The organism is Saccharopolyspora mangrovi (assembly GCF_035320975.1).
GTDB lineage: Bacteria > Actinomycetota > Actinomycetes > Mycobacteriales > Pseudonocardiaceae > Saccharopolyspora > Saccharopolyspora mangrovi.
Genome location: NZ_JAWLNX010000003.1, coordinates 1 through 22,051, shown reverse-complemented (window position 1 = coordinate 22,051; position 22,051 = coordinate 1). Strand labels below are relative to the sequence as shown.

24 protein-coding genes are annotated in these 22,051 nt (G+C 70.4%); 5 read left to right on the top strand and 19 right to left on the bottom strand.

From position 1 onward, the window contains the following. Positions 1 to 12 precede the first annotated feature (12 nt). Both gatA and gatC read right to left on the bottom strand, forming a co-directional pair. Positions 13 to 1,524: an Asp-tRNA(Asn)/Glu-tRNA(Gln) amidotransferase subunit GatA gene (gatA, locus tag R4I43_RS04995; RefSeq protein ID WP_324264328.1), complete on the bottom strand. Its 1,512-nt coding sequence runs from the start codon at positions 1,522 to 1,524 to the stop codon at positions 13 to 15. Then, entirely contained in the window at positions 1,524 to 1,823 is a 300-nt protein-coding gene (gene gatC / locus R4I43_RS04990) for an Asp-tRNA(Asn)/Glu-tRNA(Gln) amidotransferase subunit GatC (RefSeq protein WP_093413507.1), read from the bottom strand. Before gatC ends, gatA begins: the two co-directional genes overlap by 1 nt. 287 nt (positions 1,824 to 2,110) lie before the next feature. Between gatC and R4I43_RS04985 the strand changes: the two genes are divergently transcribed. Beyond that, on the top strand, positions 2,111 to 2,764 hold the full coding sequence (locus R4I43_RS04985) for an ACT domain-containing protein (protein ID WP_324264635.1): 654 nt from the start codon (positions 2,111 to 2,113) through the stop codon (positions 2,762 to 2,764). Between the two features lie 24 nt (positions 2,765 to 2,788). Here the strand turns inward: R4I43_RS04985 and R4I43_RS04980 are convergent, their stop codons facing one another. The 7 genes from R4I43_RS04980 to R4I43_RS04950 form a co-directional block, all read right to left on the bottom strand. Then, positions 2,789 to 3,274 carry a GNAT family N-acetyltransferase gene (locus tag R4I43_RS04980; protein ID WP_324264327.1) on the bottom strand — a complete coding sequence of 162 codons (486 nt, stop codon included), beginning with the start codon at positions 3,272 to 3,274 and terminating at the stop codon, positions 2,789 to 2,791. 37 nt (positions 3,275 to 3,311) lie between these two features. Beyond that, entirely contained in the window at positions 3,312 to 5,483 is a 2,172-nt protein-coding gene (ligA, locus tag R4I43_RS04975; RefSeq protein WP_407691197.1) for an NAD-dependent DNA ligase LigA, read from the bottom strand. A 43-nt stretch (positions 5,484 to 5,526) separates the two neighbouring features. Beyond that, complete coding sequence (locus R4I43_RS04970; RefSeq protein ID WP_324264326.1) at positions 5,527 to 6,192, bottom strand: hypothetical protein; 666 nt, start codon at positions 6,190 to 6,192, stop codon at positions 5,527 to 5,529. 51 nt (positions 6,193 to 6,243) lie between these two features. Next, positions 6,244 to 7,230 carry a DUF6461 domain-containing protein gene (locus R4I43_RS04965; RefSeq protein ID WP_324264325.1) on the bottom strand — a complete coding sequence of 329 codons (987 nt, stop codon included), beginning with the start codon at positions 7,228 to 7,230 and terminating at the stop codon, positions 6,244 to 6,246. Positions 7,231 to 7,370: 140 nt separating this feature from the next. After that, a complete protein-coding gene (locus R4I43_RS04960) occupies positions 7,371 to 8,402 on the bottom strand; it encodes a methionine synthase (RefSeq protein WP_324264324.1) in 1,032 nt (343 codons plus the stop codon). 60 nt (positions 8,403 to 8,462) lie between these two features. Continuing rightward, the gene (locus R4I43_RS04955) at positions 8,463 to 9,992 is read right to left on the bottom strand and encodes a fatty acyl-CoA synthetase (protein WP_324264323.1); all 1,530 of its coding nucleotides are present in this window, start codon (positions 9,990 to 9,992) and stop codon (positions 8,463 to 8,465) included. Positions 9,993 to 10,079: 87 nt separating this feature from the next. Beyond that, the gene (locus tag R4I43_RS04950; RefSeq protein ID WP_324264322.1) at positions 10,080 to 10,607 is read right to left on the bottom strand and encodes a TetR/AcrR family transcriptional regulator; all 528 of its coding nucleotides are present in this window, start codon (positions 10,605 to 10,607) and stop codon (positions 10,080 to 10,082) included. 87 nt (positions 10,608 to 10,694) lie between these two features. On the opposite strand from R4I43_RS04950, the gene R4I43_RS04945 reads away from it, so the two are divergent. Next, positions 10,695 to 11,891: an FAD-dependent monooxygenase gene (locus R4I43_RS04945; RefSeq protein ID WP_324264321.1), complete on the top strand. Its 1,197-nt coding sequence runs from the start codon at positions 10,695 to 10,697 to the stop codon at positions 11,889 to 11,891. Positions 11,892 to 11,910: 19 nt separating this feature from the next. Here the strand turns inward: R4I43_RS04945 and R4I43_RS04940 are convergent, their stop codons facing one another. Continuing rightward, positions 11,911 to 12,111 carry a DUF397 domain-containing protein gene (locus R4I43_RS04940; protein ID WP_324264320.1) on the bottom strand — a complete coding sequence of 67 codons (201 nt, stop codon included), beginning with the start codon at positions 12,109 to 12,111 and terminating at the stop codon, positions 11,911 to 11,913. Further along, complete coding sequence (locus tag R4I43_RS04935) at positions 12,108 to 12,965, bottom strand: helix-turn-helix domain-containing protein (RefSeq protein WP_324264319.1); 858 nt, start codon at positions 12,963 to 12,965, stop codon at positions 12,108 to 12,110. The genes R4I43_RS04940 and R4I43_RS04935 overlap by 4 nt, the downstream gene beginning before the upstream one ends. Before the next feature lie 95 nt (positions 12,966 to 13,060). Between R4I43_RS04935 and R4I43_RS04930 the strand changes: the two genes are divergently transcribed. Together R4I43_RS04930 and R4I43_RS04925 are read left to right on the top strand one after the other, a co-directional pair. Beyond that, the gene (locus tag R4I43_RS04930; RefSeq protein WP_324264318.1) at positions 13,061 to 13,273 is read left to right on the top strand and encodes a zinc finger protein; all 213 of its coding nucleotides are present in this window, start codon (positions 13,061 to 13,063) and stop codon (positions 13,271 to 13,273) included. Beyond that, positions 13,270 to 13,479, top strand: a complete 210-nt coding sequence (locus R4I43_RS04925; protein WP_324264317.1) for a hypothetical protein — start codon at positions 13,270 to 13,272, stop codon at positions 13,477 to 13,479. Before R4I43_RS04930 ends, R4I43_RS04925 begins: the two co-directional genes overlap by 4 nt. Here R4I43_RS04925 and R4I43_RS04920 read toward each other — a convergent pair. The 7 genes from R4I43_RS04920 to R4I43_RS04890 form a co-directional block, all read right to left on the bottom strand. Continuing rightward, on the bottom strand, positions 13,476 to 14,249 hold the full coding sequence (locus tag R4I43_RS04920) for an alpha/beta fold hydrolase (RefSeq protein WP_324264316.1): 774 nt from the start codon (positions 14,247 to 14,249) through the stop codon (positions 13,476 to 13,478). The two genes, R4I43_RS04925 and R4I43_RS04920, sit on opposite strands and share 4 nt — an antisense overlap. Positions 14,250 to 14,319: 70 nt before the next feature. Beyond that, positions 14,320 to 15,408 carry a tRNA 2-thiouridine(34) synthase MnmA gene (gene mnmA, locus R4I43_RS04915; protein ID WP_324264315.1) on the bottom strand — a complete coding sequence of 363 codons (1,089 nt, stop codon included), beginning with the start codon at positions 15,406 to 15,408 and terminating at the stop codon, positions 14,320 to 14,322. A 3-nt stretch (positions 15,409 to 15,411) separates the two neighbouring features. Continuing rightward, positions 15,412 to 16,638 carry a cysteine desulfurase family protein gene (locus R4I43_RS04910; RefSeq protein WP_324264314.1) on the bottom strand — a complete coding sequence of 409 codons (1,227 nt, stop codon included), beginning with the start codon at positions 16,636 to 16,638 and terminating at the stop codon, positions 15,412 to 15,414. A gap of 62 nt (positions 16,639 to 16,700) precedes the next feature. Next, entirely contained in the window at positions 16,701 to 18,074 is a 1,374-nt protein-coding gene (locus R4I43_RS04905) for an MFS transporter (RefSeq protein WP_324264313.1), read from the bottom strand. A gap of 172 nt (positions 18,075 to 18,246) precedes the next feature. Further along, on the bottom strand, positions 18,247 to 19,071 hold the full coding sequence (locus tag R4I43_RS04900) for a lysophospholipid acyltransferase family protein (RefSeq protein WP_324264312.1): 825 nt from the start codon (positions 19,069 to 19,071) through the stop codon (positions 18,247 to 18,249). Next, positions 19,068 to 19,832, bottom strand: coding sequence for a GNAT family N-acetyltransferase (locus tag R4I43_RS04895; RefSeq protein ID WP_324264311.1), 765 nt, complete (start codon positions 19,830 to 19,832; stop codon positions 19,068 to 19,070). Before R4I43_RS04895 ends, R4I43_RS04900 begins: the two co-directional genes overlap by 4 nt. A gap of 86 nt (positions 19,833 to 19,918) precedes the next feature. Continuing rightward, on the bottom strand, positions 19,919 to 21,115 hold the full coding sequence (locus R4I43_RS04890; RefSeq protein ID WP_324264310.1) for a glycosyltransferase: 1,197 nt from the start codon (positions 21,113 to 21,115) through the stop codon (positions 19,919 to 19,921). Positions 21,116 to 21,359: 244 nt separating this feature from the next. On the opposite strand from R4I43_RS04890, the gene rnhA reads away from it, so the two are divergent. Then, complete coding sequence (gene rnhA, locus R4I43_RS04885) at positions 21,360 to 21,806, top strand: ribonuclease HI (protein WP_324264309.1); 447 nt, start codon at positions 21,360 to 21,362, stop codon at positions 21,804 to 21,806. A gap of 58 nt (positions 21,807 to 21,864) precedes the next feature. On the opposite strand, the gene R4I43_RS04880 is transcribed toward rnhA, so the two are convergent. Then, positions 21,865 to 22,051: electron transfer flavoprotein subunit alpha/FixB family protein (locus R4I43_RS04880; protein ID WP_407691196.1), on the bottom strand; the 187-nt coding region annotated here is incomplete at its 5' end.

The following is a 22,051-nucleotide window of genomic DNA, read 5'->3' as shown; positions in this document are numbered from 1 at the left end:
CGTGGGAGCGGCTCATACGGCCGCTCCGAGCTCGGGCACGCGGTTGATCAGCGGGCCGCCCTCGGCCTCGTCGCGGGCGACCTCGTAGGCCGCGCCGACCCGGTAGAGCCGGTCGTCGGCCATCGCCGGGGCCATGATCTGCAGACCCACCGGCAGGCCGTCCTCATCGGACAGTCCGCACGGGACGCTCATGGCGGCGTTGCCCGCCAGGTTCGACGGGATGGTGCACAGGTCGGCGAGGTACATCGCCATCGGGTCGTCGACCCGCTCGCCGATCTTGAACGCGGTGGTCGGGGTGGTCGGCGAGACCAGCACGTCGACCTGCTCGAACGCGGCGGTGAAGTCGCGGGTGATCAGCGTCCGCACCTTCTGCGCCTGGCCGTAGTAGGCGTCGTAGTAGCCCGAGGACAGCGCGTAGGTGCCCAGCATGATGCGGCGCTTGACCTCGGGTCCGAACCCGGCCTCCCGGGTCATCGACATGACCTGCTCGGCGCTGTTCTCGCCGTTGTCGCCGACGCGCAGGCCGTAGCGCATCGAGTCGAAGCGGGCCAGGTTCGACGAGCACTCGCTCGGCGCGATCAGGTAGTAGGCGCCCAGCGCGTAGTCGAAGTGCGGGCAGGAGACCTCGACGACCTCCGCGCCCAGCTTCGACAGCTGCGCGACCGCGGCGTCGAACGCCCGCTGCACGCCCGGCTGGTAGCCGTCACCGGAGAACTCGCGGACCACGCCGACCTTCACGCCGGTCAGGTCGCCGTTGGCGCCCTGCTTGGCGGCCTCGACGACCTGCGGCACCGGCTGGTCGATGGAGGTGGAGTCCATCGTGTCGTGCCCGGCGATGACCTCGTGCAGCAGCGCCGCGTCCAGCACGGTCCGCGCGCACGGCCCCGGCTGGTCCAGCGACGAGGAGAACGCCACCAGGCCGTAGCGGGACACCCCGCCGTAGGTGGGCTTGACGCCCACGGTGCCGGTCACCGCGCCCGGCTGGCGGATGGAGCCGCCGGTGTCGGTGCCGATGGCCAGCGGCGCCTCGAACGCGGCCAGCGCCGCCGAGGAGCCGCCGCCGGAACCGCCCGGGATGCGGTCGGTGTCCCACGGGTTGCGGGTCGGGCCGTAGGCGGAGTTCTCGGTGGAGGAGCCCATCGCGAACTCGTCCATGTTGGTCTTGCCCAGCACGACCACGCCGGCCTCGCGCAGCTTGCGCGTCACCGTCGCGTCGTAGGGCGCCATCCAGCCCTCGAGCATCTTCGACCCGACGGTGGTGGGCATGTCGGTGGTGGTCAGAACGTCCTTGAGCGCCAGCGGCACACCGGCCAGCGGCGATGCCGCCGTGCCCGCGGCCCGGTCCTCGTCGGCCTTGCGGGCCGCGGCGAGCGCGCCCTCGGCGTCGACGTGCAGGAACGCGTGGACCAGCGGGTCCACGGCGGCGATGCGGTCCAGGTGCGCCTGCGTCACCTCGACCGACGTGACCTCCCCCGCCGCCAGCTTGGCGGCCAGCTCGGACGCGGTCAGCCCGGTCAGGCTCATCAGGCCTCCTCAGTCAGAATGCGCGGAACGCGGAAGCGGTCCTCTTCAGCCGCGGGCGCCGCTGCGAGCGCCTGCTCGCGCGTCAGGCCCGGGCGGACCTCGTCCTCGCGGAAAACGTTGGTCACCGGCACGGCGTGCGACGTCGGTGGGATGTCGTCCGCAGCGACCTGCCCCACCTTCGCCACCGCGTCGAGGATCTGGTCGAGCTGGCCTGCGAAGGTGTCGAGCTCGGCCTCGGTGACGGCCAGCCGTGCCAGGCCGGCGAGGTGTGCGACCTCGTCGCGGGAGATCTTGGACACTGCGAAGGCTCCCTGGTCATGTCCGGTTTACGAGTACATCCCAGTCTATGGCGACCACGCTGCCAGACCCGGTAGGGGTCGTGCCTGGCGAGGCGTGCCCGGGAACTTTGACGAATGCCCTGGTCGTTCTACTCCGTGTAGTGCGGTAGCAAGATGACTACGCCGCGTCTGACACAATTTCCCAGCGGTTGGTTCCTCGCACGAGCGGCCGCGCAAGCGGATCAGCACGCGAAGGAAAAAGCGCGGCCGGCGAGGTGTCGCGCATGAAACTGGAGGCGTTGAGTCCGGTGTCCTTCCTCATCCGGGTGCAGATACCGGATCGACCCGGCAACCTCGGGTCGGTGGCGAGCGCGCTCGGCGAGATCGGTGCCGACATCCTCAGCGTCGACGTCGTCGAACGCAGCGGCGGCGTGGCCATCGACGACCTCGTGGTGGAGCTGCCCTCCGGGCGCCCGCCGGACGTGCTGATCACCGCGGCCGAGTCCATCGACGGCGTCGAGGTCGACGCGGTCCGCCCCTACGCGGGCGTGCTGGACACCCACCGCGAGCTGGAGCTGGTCGAGGAGATCGCCGCCGAACCCGCGCGCGGCCTGCAGATCTTCGCCGAAGGCGTCCCGAAGATCATCCGATCGGGTTGGGCGATCGTGTTCGGGCACCGCTCCGGCGGGGCCGAGCAGCTGGCCGCGAGCACCTCCGCCCCGCAGGAGGGCTACCTCGAACTGCCGTGGCTGCCGCTGCCGCGCGCCACGATCCTCGACGGCGACGAGGCGTGGGTGCCCGAGACCTGGCAGGAGCTGGGCACCGAGCTGGCGGCCACGCCCATCGGCAAGCCCGACCGCGTGCTGCTCGCGGGCCGCCCCGGCGGGCCGATGTTCCGCGCTGCGGAACTCGCCCGCCTCGCCCACCTCGCGGGCATCGTCTCCGTCGTCCTCGACGGCTGACCCCGGATCCGCTGAGGGCGCTGCTCAGGCTTCGAGGTCGAGGCCGTGGGCCAGCAGGCGGATCTCTCCGTTCGGGCTCCAGTCGCGCTCGGGGATCCGCTGGAAACCCATCCGCTCGTAGAGGCGACGCGGCCGGTGCGCGGTCTCCGCCACGCACAGCACGACGCGACCCATTCCCTCCGCCCGAGCCCGGTCCAGGACCGCCTCGACGAGCTCGCGCCCGATCCCCCGGCAACCGCACTCCGGGTCGACCGCCAGCATCCGGAACTCCAGCTCCCCCGGGCGGGAGATCTCGGCGTAGGAATCGCCCGGCCGGACCACGGTCACCGTCCCGACCAGTCGGTCGCCGTCGAGGGCGACCAGGAGTTCGGCGTTGGCCGCGCGGTCCGCGGCGTCGCGCAGCACGGACAGGTAGTACTCGGGCGCGTTGCCCGCATCGGCGTAGGCTTTCGCCGCGATCTCCCCCACGACCTCGTGCTCCGCCGGCAGGGCGGCTCGAATCGTTGCCATGACGGCGATCCTGCCACCCCGCACCAACGGTTTTTCCTCACTCCTCCGGCGGCAACGCGCGCTCGGCGGCCTCCTCGGGCCCCTGCTCCAGCAGCACGGTGAAGCCGTCCTCGTCGAGCACCGGGACCTTCAGCTGCATGGCCTTGTCGTACTTCGACCCCGGCGAGTCACCGACCACCACGAACGAGGTCTTCTTCGACACCGAACCAGCCGCCCGGCCGCCCCTGGCCATGATGTACTCCTTGGCCTCGTCCCGGGAGTACTGCTGCAACGTCCCGGTGACCACGATCGACATGCCCTCCAGCGTCCGCGGGATCGACTCGTCGCGCTCGTCGGCCATCCGCACCCCGGCCTCGCGCCACTTGCGCACGATCTCGCGGTGCCACTCCACGGCGAACCACTCGCGCACGGCGGTGGCGATCGTCGGCCCGACCCCGTCGGTGTTGGCCAGTTCCTCCTCGGAGGCCTGCTCGATGCGCTCCAGCGTCACGAACTCCCGCGCCAGCGCCTGCGCGGCGGTGGGCCCGACGTGCCGGATCGACAGGCCGACCAGCACCCGCCACAGCGGTTTCTGCTTGGCCTCCTCCAGGTTCGCCAGCAGCTTGGCGCCGTTGGCGGAGAGGTTGCCCTCCTTGGTGGTGTAGAGCGGGGTTTTGAGCAGCTTCGCCTCGTCGAGGTCGAACAGGTCGCCCTCGTCGCCCAGCACACCCGCGTTGAGCAGCGCGGACGCCCCTTCGTAGCCGAGCGCGTCGATGTCGAGGACCTTGCGGCTGGCCAGGTAGAACAACCGCTCGCGCTGCTGGCCCGGGCAGCCCTGGGCGTTCGGGCAGCGCAGGTCGACGTCGCCTTCCTTCTGCTGCGCCAGCCGCGACCCGCACTCCGGGCAGGCCTCGGGCATGACGAACTCGCGCTCGTCACCGGTGCGCACGTCGGCGACCGGCCCGAGGACCTCGGGGATGACGTCACCGGCCTTGCGGATCACCACGCGGTCGCCGATGAACACGCCCTTGCGCCGCACCTCGTCGGCGTTGTGCAGGGTGGCCATCGACACCGTCGACCCGGCGACCTTGACCGGCTCCATCACGGCGAACGGCGTGACCCGCCCGGTCCGGCCGACGTTGACCTGGATGTCGAGCAACCGCGTGGTGGCCTGCTCCGGCGGGTACTTGTAGGCGATCGCCCAGCGCGGCGCCCGCGAGGTGGCGCCGAGCCTGCGCTGCAGCGGCACCTCGTCGACCTTGATGACGATGCCGTCGATCTCGTGCTCGGCGGAGTCGCGGTTCTTGCCCCAGTGCTGGATGTGCCCCAGCAGCTCGTCCACAGTGGAAAGAACGACGGTGTGCCGGGAGACCGGCAACCCCCACGCCTTGAGCGCCGCGTAGGACTCCGACTGGCGCTCCGGCTCGAACCCCTCGCGCCTGCCCAGGCCGTGGCAGATCAGCCGCAGCGGCCGGGACCTGCTCACCCGGGGGTCCTTCTGCCGCAGCGATCCGGCGGCGGCGTTGCGCGGGTTGGCGAAGGGCTCCTTGCCCGCGTCCACCAGCTTGGCGTTGAGCTCGGCGAACTCGTCGACGCGGAAGAAGATCTCGCCGCGCACCTCCACCAGGCCCGGAACGGGGTACTCGTCGGTGCCGGTGAGCTGCTCGGGCACGTCGCTCATGGTGCGCACGTTGAGCGTGACGTCCTCGCCGGTGCGGCCGTCTCCGCGGGTCAGCGCGCGCTCCAGGTGGCCGTCGCGGTAGAGCAGGTTGACCGCGAGCCCGTCGATCTTGAGCTCGCACAGGTAGTGGGCGTCGCCGCCGACCTCGCGCTCCACGCGCTCCACCCACGCCCGCAGCTCCTCGGAGTCGAAGGCGTTGTCCAGGCTGAGCATCCGCTCCAGGTGCGCGACCGGGGTGAACGCGGTGGAGAAGGTGCCGCCGACGACCTGCGTCGGCGAATCGGGTGCCTGCAGCGCAGGGTGCTCGGCCTCCATCCGCTGGAGCCGGGTGAACAGCTCGTCGAACTCGCCGTCGGCGATCGTGGGCGAGTCCAGCACGTAGTAGCGGAACTGGTGGCCGCGAACCTCCTCGGCCAGCTCCGCGTACTGTTCGCGCACGTCGGGCGGCACGTCCTCGACGCCTTCGGCCGCACCCGAGGCGGCGGGGTCGGCGGGCACGCCCTCGGCGTCCTCGCTGGGATTGAGCTCGTCAACGTCCTTGCTGGTCACGCCCCGAGACTAGCGAGCGCCACCGACACGGGCACGCAGCGGCTCACTGCGCGTTGCGGTCCACCTCGTGCACCAGCTCGCGCAGTTCGAGCAGCCCGATGGCGCCTTCGGGCTCGGCCTCGGCGGTTTCCACCCGTCCCAGCCGGTCGGCGGCGAGCCGTTCGCCGAGGGTGGCGTCCAGCGGCAGGAAGGTCAGTGCTCGCCGGGCGTTGTCGTCGAGCTTGTGGAAGCCCGGGTGGTAGACGGCGACGTCGACCAGCCCTTCGGACTCGTCGACCTGCGCGGCCACCCGCACCTGCTCCAAGGAGTACTTCTCGCCGCGCAGGTTGACGGTCACCTGGGTCGGGTCGGGCACGGCCGGGACCGAGTCGTGGTACTCCCACAGCGTGTCGGCGGCGGGCGCGGCGGCCATCCACGCATCGGTGTAGGGCCGCAACTCCGGGTCGGCCTGGCTGCTGATGACCAGCGCGAACGCCGCGCCCTCGCCGTGCTCGATGCTGAAGGTCAGGTCCGGGTGCACGCCGGCGACGGCCTCGGCGACGAGGTTCTCGATGCGCTGCGGTTCGCTGTCGCCGAGCGCCGAGGCGATCTCGGGCAGGTGGTCGTCCCACCACTTCCAGAACGCCGCCGCCCGCTCCGCGGCCTCGGCGGGAACGTCGACCGGTTCGGCGGGAGCTTCGGCGTCACGACGGCGCAGGAACCTGAACATGGGAGCTATTGTGCCGTTCGACGTCCCACCGTCGTGGCGGGACGAGGTTTTTCACGGCAGCTCGTCGCGGACGATCGCGGTGATCGCGGCCGGTTCGGCGCCGCGCACCGCGGTCACCCCGGTGAGCACGCCGGACAGCGCGCTGCGGGAGTCCTCGTGCATGACCTCCCGGAGGACCTGCATCGCGTGCAGCCGGTTGCGGCTGATCAGCGCCGGCCGATCCCAGATCCCGCTCCACACCAGCTCGCGCAGGGTTTGGTCGACCTCGGAGCAGGTCGGCCGGACGCCGGCGAGGATGCGCTGCACGACGGGCAGGTCCAGGCAGTCGGCGGTGGTGGCCACGTAGCGGGCGAGGGACCGCAGCACGCGCCGCTGCTCGTGCTCCCCGGCGGCCCGCAGCGCGGTGAGCATCTCCACCGGGTAGCCGTCGAGGTCGCCCAGTGGCAGCGACACGAGGTCGTCCGGCCACGGCGCGACCGGGTAGGTGCACAACTCCCCGCTCAGCCAGTCCTCGCTGGGCACCACGCCGGTGACGCGGCCGGCCAGCGCCAGCATCAGCTGCACCGGGGAGCCTTGCGACCAGGGGAGGTGCGCGCGGTGCTCCTCCAGCGCGTCGGGATCGGTGCCCTCCCGGTACTCGGGGAGCACGGCTTCGAAGGACGTCCGGATCACGCCGTCGACGGCGTGCACGAACCGCGTGCGCACGTCCTCGTCCCAGTAGCAGGACACGGCTTCGGGGCGGGCGACCCGCCGCAGCACTTCGGGGCGGACGCCTTGGCCGCCGCTGTCCTCGACCACCAGGGTCCACTCCCCGACGGACCGCAGCGCGATCATCGGGTGCTTCTCCTGGTAGGCGAAGGCCTCCTCGCAGAACTCGTCGATGTCCAGTGACCGGCCGTAGGAGGTGACCGCCCCGAACGACTCGGCCACCCGACCGAGGTCGCTGTCGCGGACCAGGGTCAGGCACGCCGCGTCTTGGATCGTGCTCCGCCCGATCCAAGCGACACGGTCAAGCTCGCTGACGCAATGACTCCCCACAGGGCTCTTCCTACCAGCGCAAAGGTCAGACCACGCGCATTTCCGCAAAACATTCGGGCAACGAGACCACATCAACCGGTCCAAACGGACGCTCGGCATTGCAAGTCCACAGTGGACTCACCTGGCCGGGTGACGTCGCGTCAGGACTCGGATTCGTCGGCGAAGAGCTTGGCGAGGTCTCCGGTGAGGGAGAGGGCTCTGCGCGCCCACGCGGGCGAAGCACCGGCCAAGCCGCAGGTGGGGGTGGGCACCGCTCGTTCGGCGAGGGTCTTCTTGGCGAACCCGAGCCGGGTCGCCAGGTCGAAGGCGGGTTGGGCGATGCGGCGCAGCTCGGCCTGGCCCGCGGGCTCGGTGCTGGGGACCAGCCCGAGGAACAACGCGGCGCCCTCCTCCCAGGCTTCGCCGAGCTCGTCGGCGAACTGCCCGGTGACGTCGCCGAGCCCGGAGGCGTCCAGCGAGATCGCACCGGCTCCGGCGCGGCGCAGCAGCTCCACCGGCGGACGCGGCGCGCAGCAGTGCACGACGACCGGCGATCCGGTTGCGGTACCGAGCTTTTCGATCACCTCGCCGAGCAGCCGCTGGACGTCGGGCGCGGGCACGGCCGGGACGTTGCCGTAGCCGGACGGCGTGGGCAGCGAGCCCTTCAGCACGGCGGGCAGCGACGGTTCGTCCAGCTGCACCACGACGCGCGACCCGGTGCGCGCGGCGACGTGACCGGCGTGCGCGATCAGGCCCTCGGTGAGCGATTCGGCGAAGTCCCGCAGCGCACCGCGGTCGGTGAGCACCCGGTGCCCGCGCATCAGCTCGATGCCTGCGGTGAGCGTCCACGGCCCGGCGGCCTGCACCTTCACGACCTCCGGCGCACCGGCCTCGCTGACGGCCTGCTCCAGCGCGTCGAGGTCCCAGCGCAGCAGGTCCACGGCCCGCCGGTGATCCATCCCGGGAGTCCCGGTCACGCGGTAACCGGAGGGCACGACCTCGACGGCCAGGTCCACCAGCAGCCCGGCGGTCCGCCCGAGCACGTCGGCGCCGACCCCGCGTGCGGGCAGCTCGGGAACCGGCATCAGCTCCGGCAACTCCCCGACCACCGTCCGAGCGGCCTCGACCGGATCGGTCCCCGGCAGCGAACCGACGGCGGTGGCCACGCCCGGACCCCAAGCAGAATCAGTCACCCGCCCATTATCGACCGCTCCACCGCTCCGTCCCGCGCGGGCCGGGTCGGCGTTTCGCGTTCAAGCGAGTTCGTCGCGGAGGACTCGCTTGAGGAGCTTCCCGGAGCTGTTGCGGGGGAGGTCGTCGACGAAGCGGATCTGCTTGGGGACCTTGAAGCCCGCGAGGGTGTTCCGGGCGTGGTCGAGGAGTGCCTGCTCGGTCACCTCGTCCTTGGTGACGACCACGGCCGCGATCCGCTCGATCCACTTCGGGTCCGGGACCGCGATGACGGCGACCTCCGCGACCGCCGGGTGCGTGTAGAGCGCGTCCTCGACCTCGCGGGAGGCGACCAGCACGCCACCGGTGTTGATGACGTCCTTGATCCGGTCGACGACGAAGCAGTAACCGGCTTCGTCGCGTCGCACCAGGTCGCCGGAGTGGAACCAGCCGCCGCGGAAGGCCTCCTCGGTCTCGTCCGGCTTGTCCCAGTACCCGGTGCACAGCTGCGGGGAGCGGTAGACGATCTCGCCGAGCTCGCCCGGCGCGACCTCCTCGCCCTGGTCGTCGACGACCTTGGCCTCCACGAACAGCACCGGGCGGCCGGCGGAATCCGGGCGCTCCTCGTGCTCCTCCGGGCGCAGCACGGTCGCCAGGGGCGCGATCTCGGACTGCCCGAAGCAGTTGTAGAAGCCCAGCTCGGGCAGCTGCTCGCGGAGTCGCTGCAGCACGGGACCGGGCATGATCGAGGCGCCGTAGTAGGCCTTGCGCAGGGTCTTCAGGTCGCGCGTGGCGAAGTCGGCGTGGTTGGCCAGCGCGACCCACACCGTCGGAGCGGCGAAGAAGGACGTGATCCGCTCGCTCTCGACGCGGCGCAGGATGTCAGCCGGATCGGGCACCTCGACGAGGTGGTTGCGCGCGCCGATCATCAGGTGCGGCAGCAGGAACACGTGCATCTGCGCCGAGTGGTAGAGCGGCATCACGTGCAGCGGCAGGTCGTCCTCGGCGAAGTCCAGCGCCTGCAGGCAGGAGACGTACTCGTGCAGCAGCGCGCGGTGGGTCATCATCGCGCCCTTGGGCAACGACGTGGTGCCGGAGGTGTAGAGCAGCTGCACCAGGTCGTCGTCGGCGACCGAGACGTCGAGGTCGGGAACCTCCCCTTCGATGCTGCGCGACAGCAAGGAGTTCTCCTCGTCACGCAGCGGGATGACCTGCTGCAGGGAGGTTTCCGCTCGCACGGCGTCGATGTTGCCCATCAGCCCGGGATCGACCAGCGCGGTGCCGCTGCCCGACTGGGCGAGGAGGTAGGAGAGCTCCCCTCCGGTCAGGTTGTAGTTGATCGGCACGTGCACCAAACCCGCCCTGGCGCAGGCCAGGAAGCCGATCAGGTAAGCGTCGGAGTTCTTGCCGTAGGCCGCGACCCGATCACCCTTGACCGCCCCGGAAGCCAGCAGGAACCCGGCCGCCCGGCTGACCGCGGCGTCGAGCTCGGCGTAGCTCCACACCCGCTCATGACCAGCGGAATCGACGAACCGCAGCGCCTCCCGATCGCCCACGCGCGCCGCGCTCCGCCGCAACACGTCCGCGACCGCGCTCCCCCGAAGCTCCACCATCGACCTCCACTCCGTCGTGTGAGGCCAGACACTAACCCGGCACATCGGCGCTGACTAGCCAAGCCGGAGCACCCGGAATCGCGGCCTTCAGCTCTCCAGCGCCGCGCGGGCGGCGGCGAGCGCGGCGTCGCGGAAGTCCTCCGTGGGAGCTTCCGACATGGCGCAGTCCTGGAGACCGCCGACGGCGACCGTGGCCTTGGCGATCTGGGCCGGTGAGGCTTGTGCTCCGACGAGCAGCGCGTAGACGCGCTCCCGCCACGACAGCAGCTGTTCCACCACGTCGAGCTGGGCCAGCGCACCGGCGTCGCGGACGATCAGCTCGAAGATCTTCCGGTGTCGCAGGACGATCTCGAAGTAGTCCGCGAGGAACCTCCCCGCGTTGAGGGGCTCGGCCTCCCGTTCGGTGAGCAGCAGCTCGATGTCGTCGACGAAGGGCTGCACGATGCCGCGCATCAGATCCGACTTCGACGGGAAGTGGTAGTACAGCGCGGCTTTGGTGATGCCCAGCTGCTCGGCGACCTCGCGCAGGCTCGTCTTGTCGTACCCCCGCCGCGCGAACAGCTCCGCGGCGATCTCGCGGATCTCCGACCTGGTGTCGACCCGGGCCCTAGGCATCGGCATCCTCCTCCGGACGGCGATCCTACTGCTTGCCCACCGGTAAGTTACTTGCCGCACGGTAAGCAGGCGCGCTAGCGTGGGGGCATGGCCAAGACAGTCCTGATCTCAGGCGCGAGCATCGCCGGCCCGGCGCTGGCGTTCTGGCTGAACAAGTGGGGTTTCCGGCCGACCGTGGTGGAGCGGGCGCCTGCGATCCGCGACGGCGGCTACGCCATCGACGTCCGGGGCGCGGCGATCGAGGTCGCCGACCGGATGGGCATCCTCGACGGGGTGCGCGCCGCCCGGACCGGGATGCGCGGCCTGTCCCTGATCGGAGCCGACGGCAGGTCGTTCGCCGACGTCGACATGTCACAGCTGGGCAGCGCTGAAGGCGACGTCGAGCTCATGCGCGGCACGCTGACCAGGCTGATCCACGAGCGGACCGACGGGACCAAGTACCTGTTCGGCGATTCGATCACCGGCCTCACCGAGCGGCCCGGCGGCGTCCGGGTGAGTTTCGAGCACCACCCGCCACGCGAGTTCGACCTGGTGGTCGGGGCCGACGGCCTGCACTCCCACGTCCGGCGACTGGCCTTCGGACCCGAGGACGCCTTCCGCCGTCACCTCGGCTACCACGTGTCGATCTTCAGCACGGAGAACGTCCTCGGCCTGGACCGCTGGACGGCCATGTTCAACGAGCCCGGTCGGATGGCCGGCCAGTACCGCGCGCGGACCGATCGAGGCGCGAAGGGGATCCTCGCGTTCACCTCGCCGGAGCTGACGTTCGACCCGCATGACGTGACCGGCCAGTTCGCCCTGCTCGACGAGGCCTTCAGCGGCGCGGGATGGATCGTCCCGCGACTGCTCGCGGCAGCACGCCGAGCACCGGACTTCTACTTCGACTCGGTCTCGCAGATCCACCTCGACCGCTGGTCACGCGGCCGCGTCGTGCTGCTCGGCGACGCGGGATACTGCCCTTCACCGCTGTCCGGCCAGGGATCGAGCCTCGCGCTCGTGGGCGCCTACGTGCTGGCCGCAGAACTCCGCGACTGCGGTGGGAACCATCCACTCGCCTTCGACCGCTACGAGACGCGGATGCGGGACTTCGTCCAGCGCAACCAGAAACTCGCCACCGACGGGGCGAAGATCCTCATCCCGAAGACGCGAAGTTCCCTCCTGCTGCGCAACGGCCTCCTGCGCCTGGCACCGCACCTGCCCGAGCGCGCCTTCTTCTCGAAGAAGGTCCACGCGGCCGCCAACGCCATCGACCTGCCAGCGGATTCGGCCGACGTCACCGCCTAGCGGAGGAATCGCCAGCCCTTCAGAGCTCGAACCTCCCCGACTTCACGGCGTCGACGAATAATCGCCACTGCCGCGACGTCGTGGTGAAGTACCCGGCGTCGAGGTTCTTCGAATCCCGCACCGCAGCACCGGAACCTACGGAGCCGACCTCGACGCAGCTCACCTGCTGCCCGGAGTGAGTGGACTTCCGCCAGCCCGTTGGCACAACCTTGACCTTCATCGTCCCTCCAACTCATCACCGATAGCGGCGATCAACCTCGTTGAGGTTTCTTCATCCATCGCCACTTCCCGAAGCGTATCCACAGCACCTCGGTATGCAGCCACTTCTTTTGCGTTCAGGAACGCTCCGGAAGCGAAGTGCTCCAGGTGCACGATCGGGTCGCTCTTCGGGAACTCGAAGAGGATGAACGCACCGGCGTGCGCTGGATGCCACCGCTCGGAGACGGCTGGCAGAACCAGGATCGTCACGTTCGGAAGTTCCGCCGCCTTGAACAGGTGCCGGATCTGGTCGGCCATGACCTCCGCACCACCGATCCGCTGTCGGAGCGCGAACTCTGAGACGATCGCGATGAGTTGCGGCGCACCCTTGCGCTCTAGGATCGCTGCCCTCCCCACCCTCAACGCAACGCGCGCTTCGAGGTCCGCGCCTGGTGCTTCGCTCATGATCGCCCGCGCGTAGTCCGCCGTTTGCAGAAGCCCCGGAACGATGTTCATCTCGACGTCGACGATTCGAGTAGCGGTGCGTTCGAACTCGATGACCGTCATCAGCTCACGCCGCAGCCCGTTCACGCCGGTTTCCAGCCAGTTCGGCTGTTCGGCTCCCCGGGCCAGCTCAACGAGCTCCGAGTACCTGTCGCCGGTAACACCGAGAGTGGCGAGCAGCTGCGCCACATCTTCTGGCTGCGGTGAACGTGTACCGGTTTCATACCGTGAAACCGAGACGTGGCTGACTCCGATCCGAGCAGCGAGCTGGTGCTGGGTCAGCCCGGCTGCGATGCGACATTCTCGAAGTTCCGCACCGAGCGCTCGGGCCTTTGGCGTGTGCTCTGATTTTCCGGGCATGAAAACCATCATTTGGCATATGACCTGCAGAAACTATCCCACCATTGGGTAATTGATCGATCGATTTACCGACGCGAAACTCTTACCGGTAAATCGAGAGGAGTCACATGTACCCATTCCACTGGGTGCCGTGCGATGGGCGGCGGCACGCGAGTTTGGACGAGCACCCGTGCGGGCGCTCCTACCCGACCGGGACCGAGGTCACGACCTTGTGCGGGCAGGAACTCGTCGCGGAGAACAGCGAGTTCGGCTGGTTCTGGGACACCTGCCCGCCGTGCTACCAGGAATCCCTTCGCCTGGCGGGAATCCCTGCGCGATGACCAAGCAGTCCGCGGCGCTGGCCGTGCGCCTCCGCCAAGCTCAGTGGCTCCTCGACGAACTCGCCTTCGACGCCGCCGCCGACCGCCTCAACACCCAGCAGATCGCCGAAGCCGCGATCACCCTGTCCCGTCTCACCACGCTGCTCACTATCCACGCCACGTCCTCCGGTGGGAACGCGGGAATCACGCTCGGAACCGACCTCTAGCCGCGCCAGAACCGGCGCAGCCTGTCGTTGACGAGGTCCGCGCGCTGGCTGTGCGGCCAGTGCGAGGCGCCTGGGATCCGCAGAAGCTCGGCACCGACGCGCTGCGAGGTGACGCGAGCGCACTCCATGATCGGCTCGCCGCCGTTGGCCCGGTACGCGGGCGGCGCGACGTCCCAGGTTCCGGTGATCACCAGAGCCGGTTCCACCTGCGCGAGATCCTCGACCGGGACGTGCGCCTCCCAGGTCGGGTGCTCGTTGAGCGCGGCGCGCGTGGCCCGCACCAGCTCCGGAGTCGCTTCGGGAGCCGGGAAGCCGACGGATTCGAAGTTCAGCCGCACCAGCTCTTCATCGGCGATCCCGGCCGGAACCGCCGCGATCGCTTCCCGGTTGCGCCGCAGGGCCTCGGCCACGACCGGCGCGTCGGCTGCGATCTGGAAGCACGCGGGTTCGATCAGGGTCAGCGACCGGACCGCTCCCGGATCGCGCAGCGCGGCGAGCATCGCGACGACACCACCCGAGGAGTGCCCGAGCAGGTGGGCCCCTTCACCCAGCAGGTCAGCGACGTCCTCGGCGTCCTGCCGGTAGTCGCTGCGCTCCACCTCCGGGCTGCCGCCGTAACCGCGGCGATCCGGCAGCACGAGCCGGAACTCGTCCGCCAGCTCCAGCTGGGCGCCGAACCCGAACGCGTCGTGCCGCGCCCACGTCCCCGACCCGTGCACCAGCACGACCCGCGGCCCCTCACCGAACTCCGCCACGTGAAGCTCACTCATGGGTGAACTGTGACAAGCTCGGCCGGAACCGGGGCGGGTTTCAGCCGGGAACCCGATGTGGCTGCGTCGTTCAGCGGGTGGCGGAGATGATGCCGCTGCCGAGGACCAGATCCCCGGCTTCGTCCGGGCGGTAGAGGACGACCGCTTGGCCCGGGGCCACTCCCTGGAGGGCCTGGCGCAGCTGGATCTTGAGGTTCTCGCCGTCGAACTCGGCGACCGCGTCGGCCGTGCCGCCGTGGGCGCGGACCTGGATGACGCACTCCGTCGGACCGTCGAGCGGCTCCTCCGACGGCCAGATCGGGCGCTTGGCGTCGATCTCGGTGACCGCGAGTCGCTCGCGGGAACCGACCTTCACCGTGCCCGAGACCGGCTCCAGGGACAGGACGTAGCGCGGCTTGCCGTCCGGGGCCGGGGCGTCGATGCCCAAGCCCTTGCGCTGGCCTATCGTGAAACCGTGCACGCCGGTGTGCTCGCCGAGCACCGCGCCGGTCTCCTCGTCGACGAGCTGGCCCGGGGCCTGGCCGAGCTTGTTCTCCAGGAAGCTCTTGGTGTCGCCGTCCGGGATGAAGCAGATGTCGTGGCTGTCCGGCTTCTTGGCGACCGCCAGGTCCTGCTCGGCGGCCTCCTCGCGGACCTCCGACTTCAGCGAACCGCCCAGCGGGAACATCGAGTGCCGCAGCTGCTCGGAGGTCAGCGACGCGAGCACGTAGGACTGGTCCTTGCCCTCGTCGCGGCTGCGCCGCAGCTCCGGAACACCGTCCACGATGGACAAGCGGGCGTAGTGGCCGGTGCAGACCGCGTCGAAGCCCAGGGCCATCGCCTTCTCCAGCAACGCCTCGAACTTGATCTTCTCGTTGCAGGTCAGGCACGGGTTCGGGGTGCGGCCGGCGGCGTACTCGCCGACGAAGGTCTCGATGACCTCTTCGGTGAAGCGCTCGGCGAAATCCCACACGTAGAACGGGATTCCCAGCAGGTCAGCGGCACGACGCGCATCGCGGGAGTCCTCGACGGTGCAGCACCCCCGGGCCCCGGTCCGCAACGTCCCGGGCTTCGCGGACAGCGCCAGGTGCACCCCGACCACGTCGTGACCTGCGGCGACCGCCCGGGCCGCCGCGACCGCGGAGTCCACCCCACCGCTCATGGCTGCCAGCACTCGCACGACTCACACCTCCGTGGCGGCCGTGGCCGCCGAAGATCGGCGCAACCCGGCCAACCCGGCGCTACGCGCTCGTTGCACCACCGGTCCGATGACCTCGGTGAGTGCCTGTACATCGGCCGCGGTCGAGCTGTGCCCCAGGGAGAAGCGCAGCGACCCCCGCGCGGCCTTCGGGTCTGCGCCCATCGCCAGCAGCACGTGGCTGGGTTCGGAAACCCCGGCGGTGCAAGCCGAACCGGTCGAGCACTCGATGCCCTTGGCGTCCAGCAGCATCAGCAGGCTGTCGCCCTCGCAACCGGGGAAGGTGAAGTGCGCGTTGCCCGGCAACCGGGACGGCCCACCACCGATGACCTGGTCACCGGGGTCGCCGTTGAGCACCACGTTCGGCACCGCCGCGCGCACGCCGCTGATCAGCTCGTCCCGCAGCTTCACCAGCTGCGCCGCGTGGGAATCGCGCACGTCCACGGCCTCGCGCACCGCCGCGGCCAAGCCCAGGACACCGGGGGTGTCGAGGGTGCCCGAACGCACCTCCCGCTCCTGGCCACCGCCGTGCAGCACCGGGGTGCACTTGACGTCGCGGGACAGCAGCAGCACACCGGCACCGTAGGGACCGCCCACCTTGTGGCCGGTCATCGTCAGCGCCGCCGCACCCGACGCGGCGAAGTCCACCGGCAGCGTCTCCACCGCCTGCACCGCATCGGTGTGCAGGGGAACGCCGTGCCGATCGGCGATCGCGGCGAGCTCGGCGATGCGGTTGACCGTGCCGACCTCGTTGTTCGCCCACATCACCGTCGCCAGCGCGACATCATCGGCGCTGGTCAGAGCCTCTTCGAAGACCTCCGGCGTGATCCGGCCGGACGCGTCGGCCTCCAGCCAGGTGACCTCGGCGCCCTCGTGCTCGGCCAGCCACTCCACCGCGTCCAGGACCGCGTGGTGCTCCACCGTGGAGGCCAGGATCCGGCGGCGCGCCGGATCAGCCGCCCGCCGCGCCCAGAAGATCCCCTTCACCGCGAGGTTGTCGCTCTCGGTGCCCCCCGCGGTGAACAGCACCTCGGAGGGGCGCGCACCCAGGACGTCGGCGATGTCCTCGCGGGACTCCTCGACCTGCCGCCGCGCCCGCCGACCCGAGGTGTGCAGGGACGAGGCGTTGCCGATCCGGGTCAACGCCTCGCTCATCGCGGCCACCGCTGCGGGCCGCATCGGGGTCGTAGCGGCGTGGTCGAGGTAAGTCATCGCTCGTCCAGGGTAATGCAAGCCGACCGCCGCCTCCCCCGCGGTCCGACAGAAGACGCAGGTCAGACCGGTTTGACCCGCCCCGACCGGAGCAGCATCACAGCCGCGGGCAGCGCCGCCACCAGCAGCACCAGATCCAGCGGCAGCACACCCCGGGTCGGCGAGGACGCCGTGGCCAGCGCGCTGACCACCACACCACCGGCCCCGACCAGCAGCGCTTGGCCGAGCATGTCGGAGATCTGCAGCGCCGAGGAGTTGAACCCGCGCTCGCCCTCCGGCGACAACGACAGCACGGTGACCGCCGTCGTCGCCACGGAAATACCCATGCCCATCCCCGCCACGAACCAGCCCACGAACACCAGCCACGGCACACCCCAGGCGGGCAGCGCCCACACCAGCGCGAACACACCCGCCGCCACCAGGAGGAAACCGGCCGCGACGATCTGCTCCCCGCGCAGCCGCCGCTGCCTGCTCTGCCAGAAAGCGCCCACCGACCACCCCACCGACCCCACCGTCAGCGGGACACCAGCAGCAGCCGGGGAGAAACCGTGCACCACGGTCAGGCTCAGCGGCACGAACGCCTGGGCCGTGAAGAACAGTCCCGCCAGCAACCCGCGCGCCAGCACCATCACCGGCAGGCCCGGACTGGCACGAAGGGTCCCTCGCGGCAGCAGCCGCAGCAATGAAGGGACCAGCACTGCTAGTCCCACCACCGCGACCACCAGCGCGAGCAGCGACAGGTGCTGCGCGGACCAGTTCAACGCGACGACACCGACCGCCGCACCCGCCGCGGCCAGCGGCAACCCCGGCCGGGCGGCCGCGCGCCCGGCGCTCGGCTCACGGAAGCGGCGCAGCGTGGGAACCAACAGCGCAGCGCCCAGGCAGACCAGCGGAGCGAGGCCGCCGAACACCCACCGCCAGCTGGCGTGCTCGGTCAGCAGGCCTGCGATCAAGGGACCCACCAGCGCAGGCACCACCCACGCCGCCGACAGGGCGCCGAACGCGGCCGGCCGGTGCCGTTCCGGGTAGACGCGGGCGATCATCACGTAGAGGGAAACGATCAGCACCCCGCCGCTGAGGCCCTGCACCACGCGCCCCAGCAGCAGCACCGCCATGCCCGGCGCGACGGCTGCGACCACCAGGCCCACCGCGAACGAGGGCAGCGCCACCAGCAGCGGCACGGCCGGCCCCCGGGTGTCGGACAGCCTCCCGCCGATCACGGTGCCGACGGCGCTGGCCGCCAGGAACACCGTGAAGGGCCACGAATACCACTGCCCGGCGTGGAAGTCGGCGACGATCGTGGGCAGCGCCGTGCCGAGCCCCATCGCCTCGAACGCCACGAGCGTGATGACCAGGATCAGCCCGGCTGTGAACGCGCGGCGGCGCGGATCCCACAGCGCGCTGTCGGAGCGGGCGCTCGAATCGGCGGTGTCCACACCGCCAGCCTGCAACCTCGACCCAGGTGGAGGTCCAGTACTTCCACCCACCCGGCGGAGCCCCCCACCCACCCCGCGACCGGATTTCAATGGAAGTCAGGAACTCGAGTTCCACTGAAACCGAGGTCCCGATTTCCATTGAAATCGTGGCCCTGGTGCCGTGCGGGGAGGGTCAGGCGGCGACGGCTTCAGCGGGTTCGTCGTGGCCCAGGCGTGCGCCGGTGACTCCGGTAATCGCCGCCTGCGCTTCCCTGGCCAGGGACTTCCGGTCGGTGCCGGTCAGTTCCGGCAGGACCACGACCTCCACGACGAGACCGCGCATGCGGGCCACCGAGAACACCGAGTCCGCCAGGCTCGCGTCTCCCAAGAACGCCGCCGCGGTGGTCAACTTCCCGGCACCGTCCCGGAACCGCACCGCGACCGGCCGCATCGGGGCGCCCGCGTCCAAGGCCGCCTGGAACACGGCGGGGCGGAACGTGCCGCTCGCCGAACCGCACCACGTGGTGCCTTCTGGGAACGTTCCGATCACCGCACCCGCGCGGAGTTCATCGGCGATGGTGTCCACCGCGCCCGGCAACGCCGACAGCCGGTCGCGGTCGATGTAGACCGTCCCGATCCGGCCCGCCAGCGAACCCAGCACCGGCCACGAGCGGACCTCGACCTTGGCCAGCATCTTCATCGGCGTCAGCACCTGCAGGGCCACCACGTCCAGCCACGAGACGTGGTTGCACACGATGAGCCCACCACCGGGACGCAGCGTGCCGTCGACCTCCAGCCGGATGCCCAAGGCCCGCAACAACATCCGGAACCACTTCGGCACCGCCCTCCGCCGCAGCGGCGAAGGGAGGCCTAGCACCATCGCGCTGCCGATCAGCAGCAGGCCGAGGGTGATCCCGATGCGCATGGCCAGCCGCAGCCGGCCGACCTCGGTGCCGGGGTCGCGCGGCGGGAGGCACTCAGGCCCGCACGGCGACTCCGGCATCCACGAGTGGTTCATGCCGCCTCGCCGAGGAAGAACCGCATGTATCTCTGATCAGCGCGCTCCAGGTCGAGCAGCACGAAGAAGTCCGCCACCCCGAAGTCCGGGTCGTGCGCGGGACGGCCGCAGACCTCCGCGCCCAGCCGCAGGTAGCCGCGCAGCAGGGGCGGGGTCGTCGAGCGCTCCTCGATGTCACCGGCCTCCCACGGCTGGTGCGGGTGCACCCGCCGCTCCTCCGGCGCGTAGTGCTTCTGCGACACGGTCCGCCACACGTGCGCGGCCTGCACACCGCCGTCGTCCAGCGGCACCGAGGCGCAACCGGCGAGCATCGTGTGGCCGTGCAGCAGCATGTAGCGGGCGATTCCCGTCCACACCAGACTTACCACGGCACCGTTGCGGTGATCAGGGTGCACGCAGGACCGGCCGGTCTCCACCAGAGACGGGCGCAGCGAGTCGAGCGCGGAGAGGTCGAATTCGGTTTCCGAGTAGAGCATTCCGGCGGACGAAGCGCGTTCGGGCGGCAGCATCCGGTAGGTGCCGACCACCTCGCCGCTGCGGTCTTCCCGCACGATCAGGTGGTCGCAGTGGTCGTCGAAGGAGTCCTGGTCGACGCCGAGCTCCCCGCCCTTGACCGTGGCGCCCATCTCCTCCGCGAACACCCGGTGGCGCAGGCGTTGTGCGGCGTGGACCTCATCGGCATCACGAGCGACGAGCAGCGAGTAGTGGGCGTCGGCCGCCGCGTTCGGTGCGGCGCTGGCCAGCAGCTGCATCTCGGACATGCCCCAGGTGTATCGCCGCGCGGCGAACGCCCAACACACCAGCGGATGACACGGAGCCGGAACTTTCGGTGAATGTCAGGTGCGTGCTACTCCATCCGGGCCCTCGATACCGCCCGTTGCAGCACGTCAGAGGGGCTTGCCTGCCCCGCCATCTCGTCGGCGACGGCCCGTGCGGCGGCCGCGAATTCCGGCTCGCCGAGCAGTCTCCGCACCGTGCCGCGCAGCGTTTCCGCGTCGATCGCAGCCGGGTCGTGGGCGAGCCCGACGCCCCGGTCCACCACCCGCTGCGCGGACAGCGGGTTGTCGGCGAACGACGGCAGGACCAGCTGCGGCACCCCGTAGTGCAGCGGTGCCGCCGTGGTCCCGAACCCGCCGTGGTGCACCAGCAGCGAAGTAGTCGGCAGGAACGCCGACAAGGGCAGGTACCCCGCCGGGCGGACGTTGTCCGGCAACCGCTCGATGTTGATCTTACCTGCCAGCACCACCTCGACGTCCATGCCACCCAAGGCGTCGAGGGCGACCTCCAGGCTGCTGGTGCCGGAGATCAGGGGAACCACCGTGCCGAGAGTCACGCCGACGCGGGGCCGTTCGGGCCGCGCGACCGCCCAGCTGGGAACGGCGCACCCGCCGTTGAAGGGAACGAACCGCATCGGCCACCACGGCACGGCGTCGAACTCGTCCGGTTCGTCGGTGGCCAGCCCGCCCATGCTCGGCGGCCGCGGGTCGATCCGCGCGAGCACCCGCGGCCCCTGAGGGATGTCGAACCGCTCGCGCAGCAGCCCGTCCACGTCCTCGTTGATCCGGAACGGGCTCTCGGCGTCGCGGCTGGACCACGAAACCCGGTTCCCCACCTCCAACGCCGGAACTCCCAGCGCCGCAGCCGCCAACCCGCCCACGGGGTGGTCGGTAGTGTGCACGACGAGATCGGCGCCGAAGGCCCGTCCCGCACCGATCGTTCCCTCCGTCATGGCGAGGGTGAACAGGGCGAACGGTCCCCGCTCGCCGGCGGCCTTCACGTAGGTCTCGGCCATCCACGCCGGCACGGCGGCGACCTGCTCCGGTGACGGCCCGCCCGGTGACATGGCGCCTCCCATCACCGCATCCCACGTCTCGTGGTCCGGGAAGACGTCGACCATCGGCAGTCCCGCCCGAGAACCGACCTCGATCATCTCCGAGGTGCTCGCGAACAGCACTTCGTGCCCAGCGGCCCGAGCGGCCCACACCAGCGGCACGACCGGCAGCATCAGCCCGTGCGCGGGCCCGGCGGTGAACAGGATTCGCACGGTGCCGAGCTTGCCACTCCCCGCGACCGCGCACCGTCCCCTCCAGAGAACAAGGGACCCTTCCTGTCAGCCACCACACGACCCGATCATGGGAACGTTCCTGTCACCGGCTTCGGCCCGCGAGCCGAGGTGAGCGTGGGAACGTTTCTTTCACCCCGCGTCGTAGCGGTCCTGTCGTGAGCATGGGAACTTTCCTCGCACGCCGCTGCCCGGTCAGGCCGGGCGGGACGGCTAGATTCAGCGCATGCAGATCGAGCGCGTCGACCTCTACACCGATGGCGCATGCAGCGGGAATCCCGGCCCGGGCGGCTGGGGTGTGGTGCTGCGCTACGGCGATCACGAGCGGGAGCTCTACGGCAAGGACCCGACCACCACCAACAACAAGATGGAGCTGATGGCCGTGATCGAGGGACTGGCCGCCCTGACCCGGCCGATCCCGGTGGTGCGCGTCTACACCGACAGCACCTACGTGCTCAAAGGCATCACCGAGTGGATGCGCGGCTGGAAGCGCAACGGCTGGTTGACCTCGGCGAAGAAGCCGGTCAAGAACGCCGATCTCTGGCAGCGGCTGGACGCCGAATGCTCCCGCCACGGCGAGGTGCAGTGGGAGTGGGTGAAGGGACACGCCGGTCACCCGGAGAACGAGCGCGCCGACAAGCTCGCCTGCAAGGGACGCGACGAGGCGCGCTGAGGCGAACGAAAAGCGGGCCGCGCTCCAGTGGGAGCACGGCCCGCTTTCGCGTCAGGGGTCAGCCCTTGCGCTTGGTGACCTCGTCGGTGAGCTGCGGGGCGACCTTGAACAGGTCACCCACGACGCCGTAGTCGGCGATCTCGAAGATCGGCGCCTCCGGGTCCTTGTTCACCGCGACGATCGTCTTGGACGTCTGCATGCCCGCCCGGTGCTGGATCGCACCGGAAATACCGAGGGCGATGTAG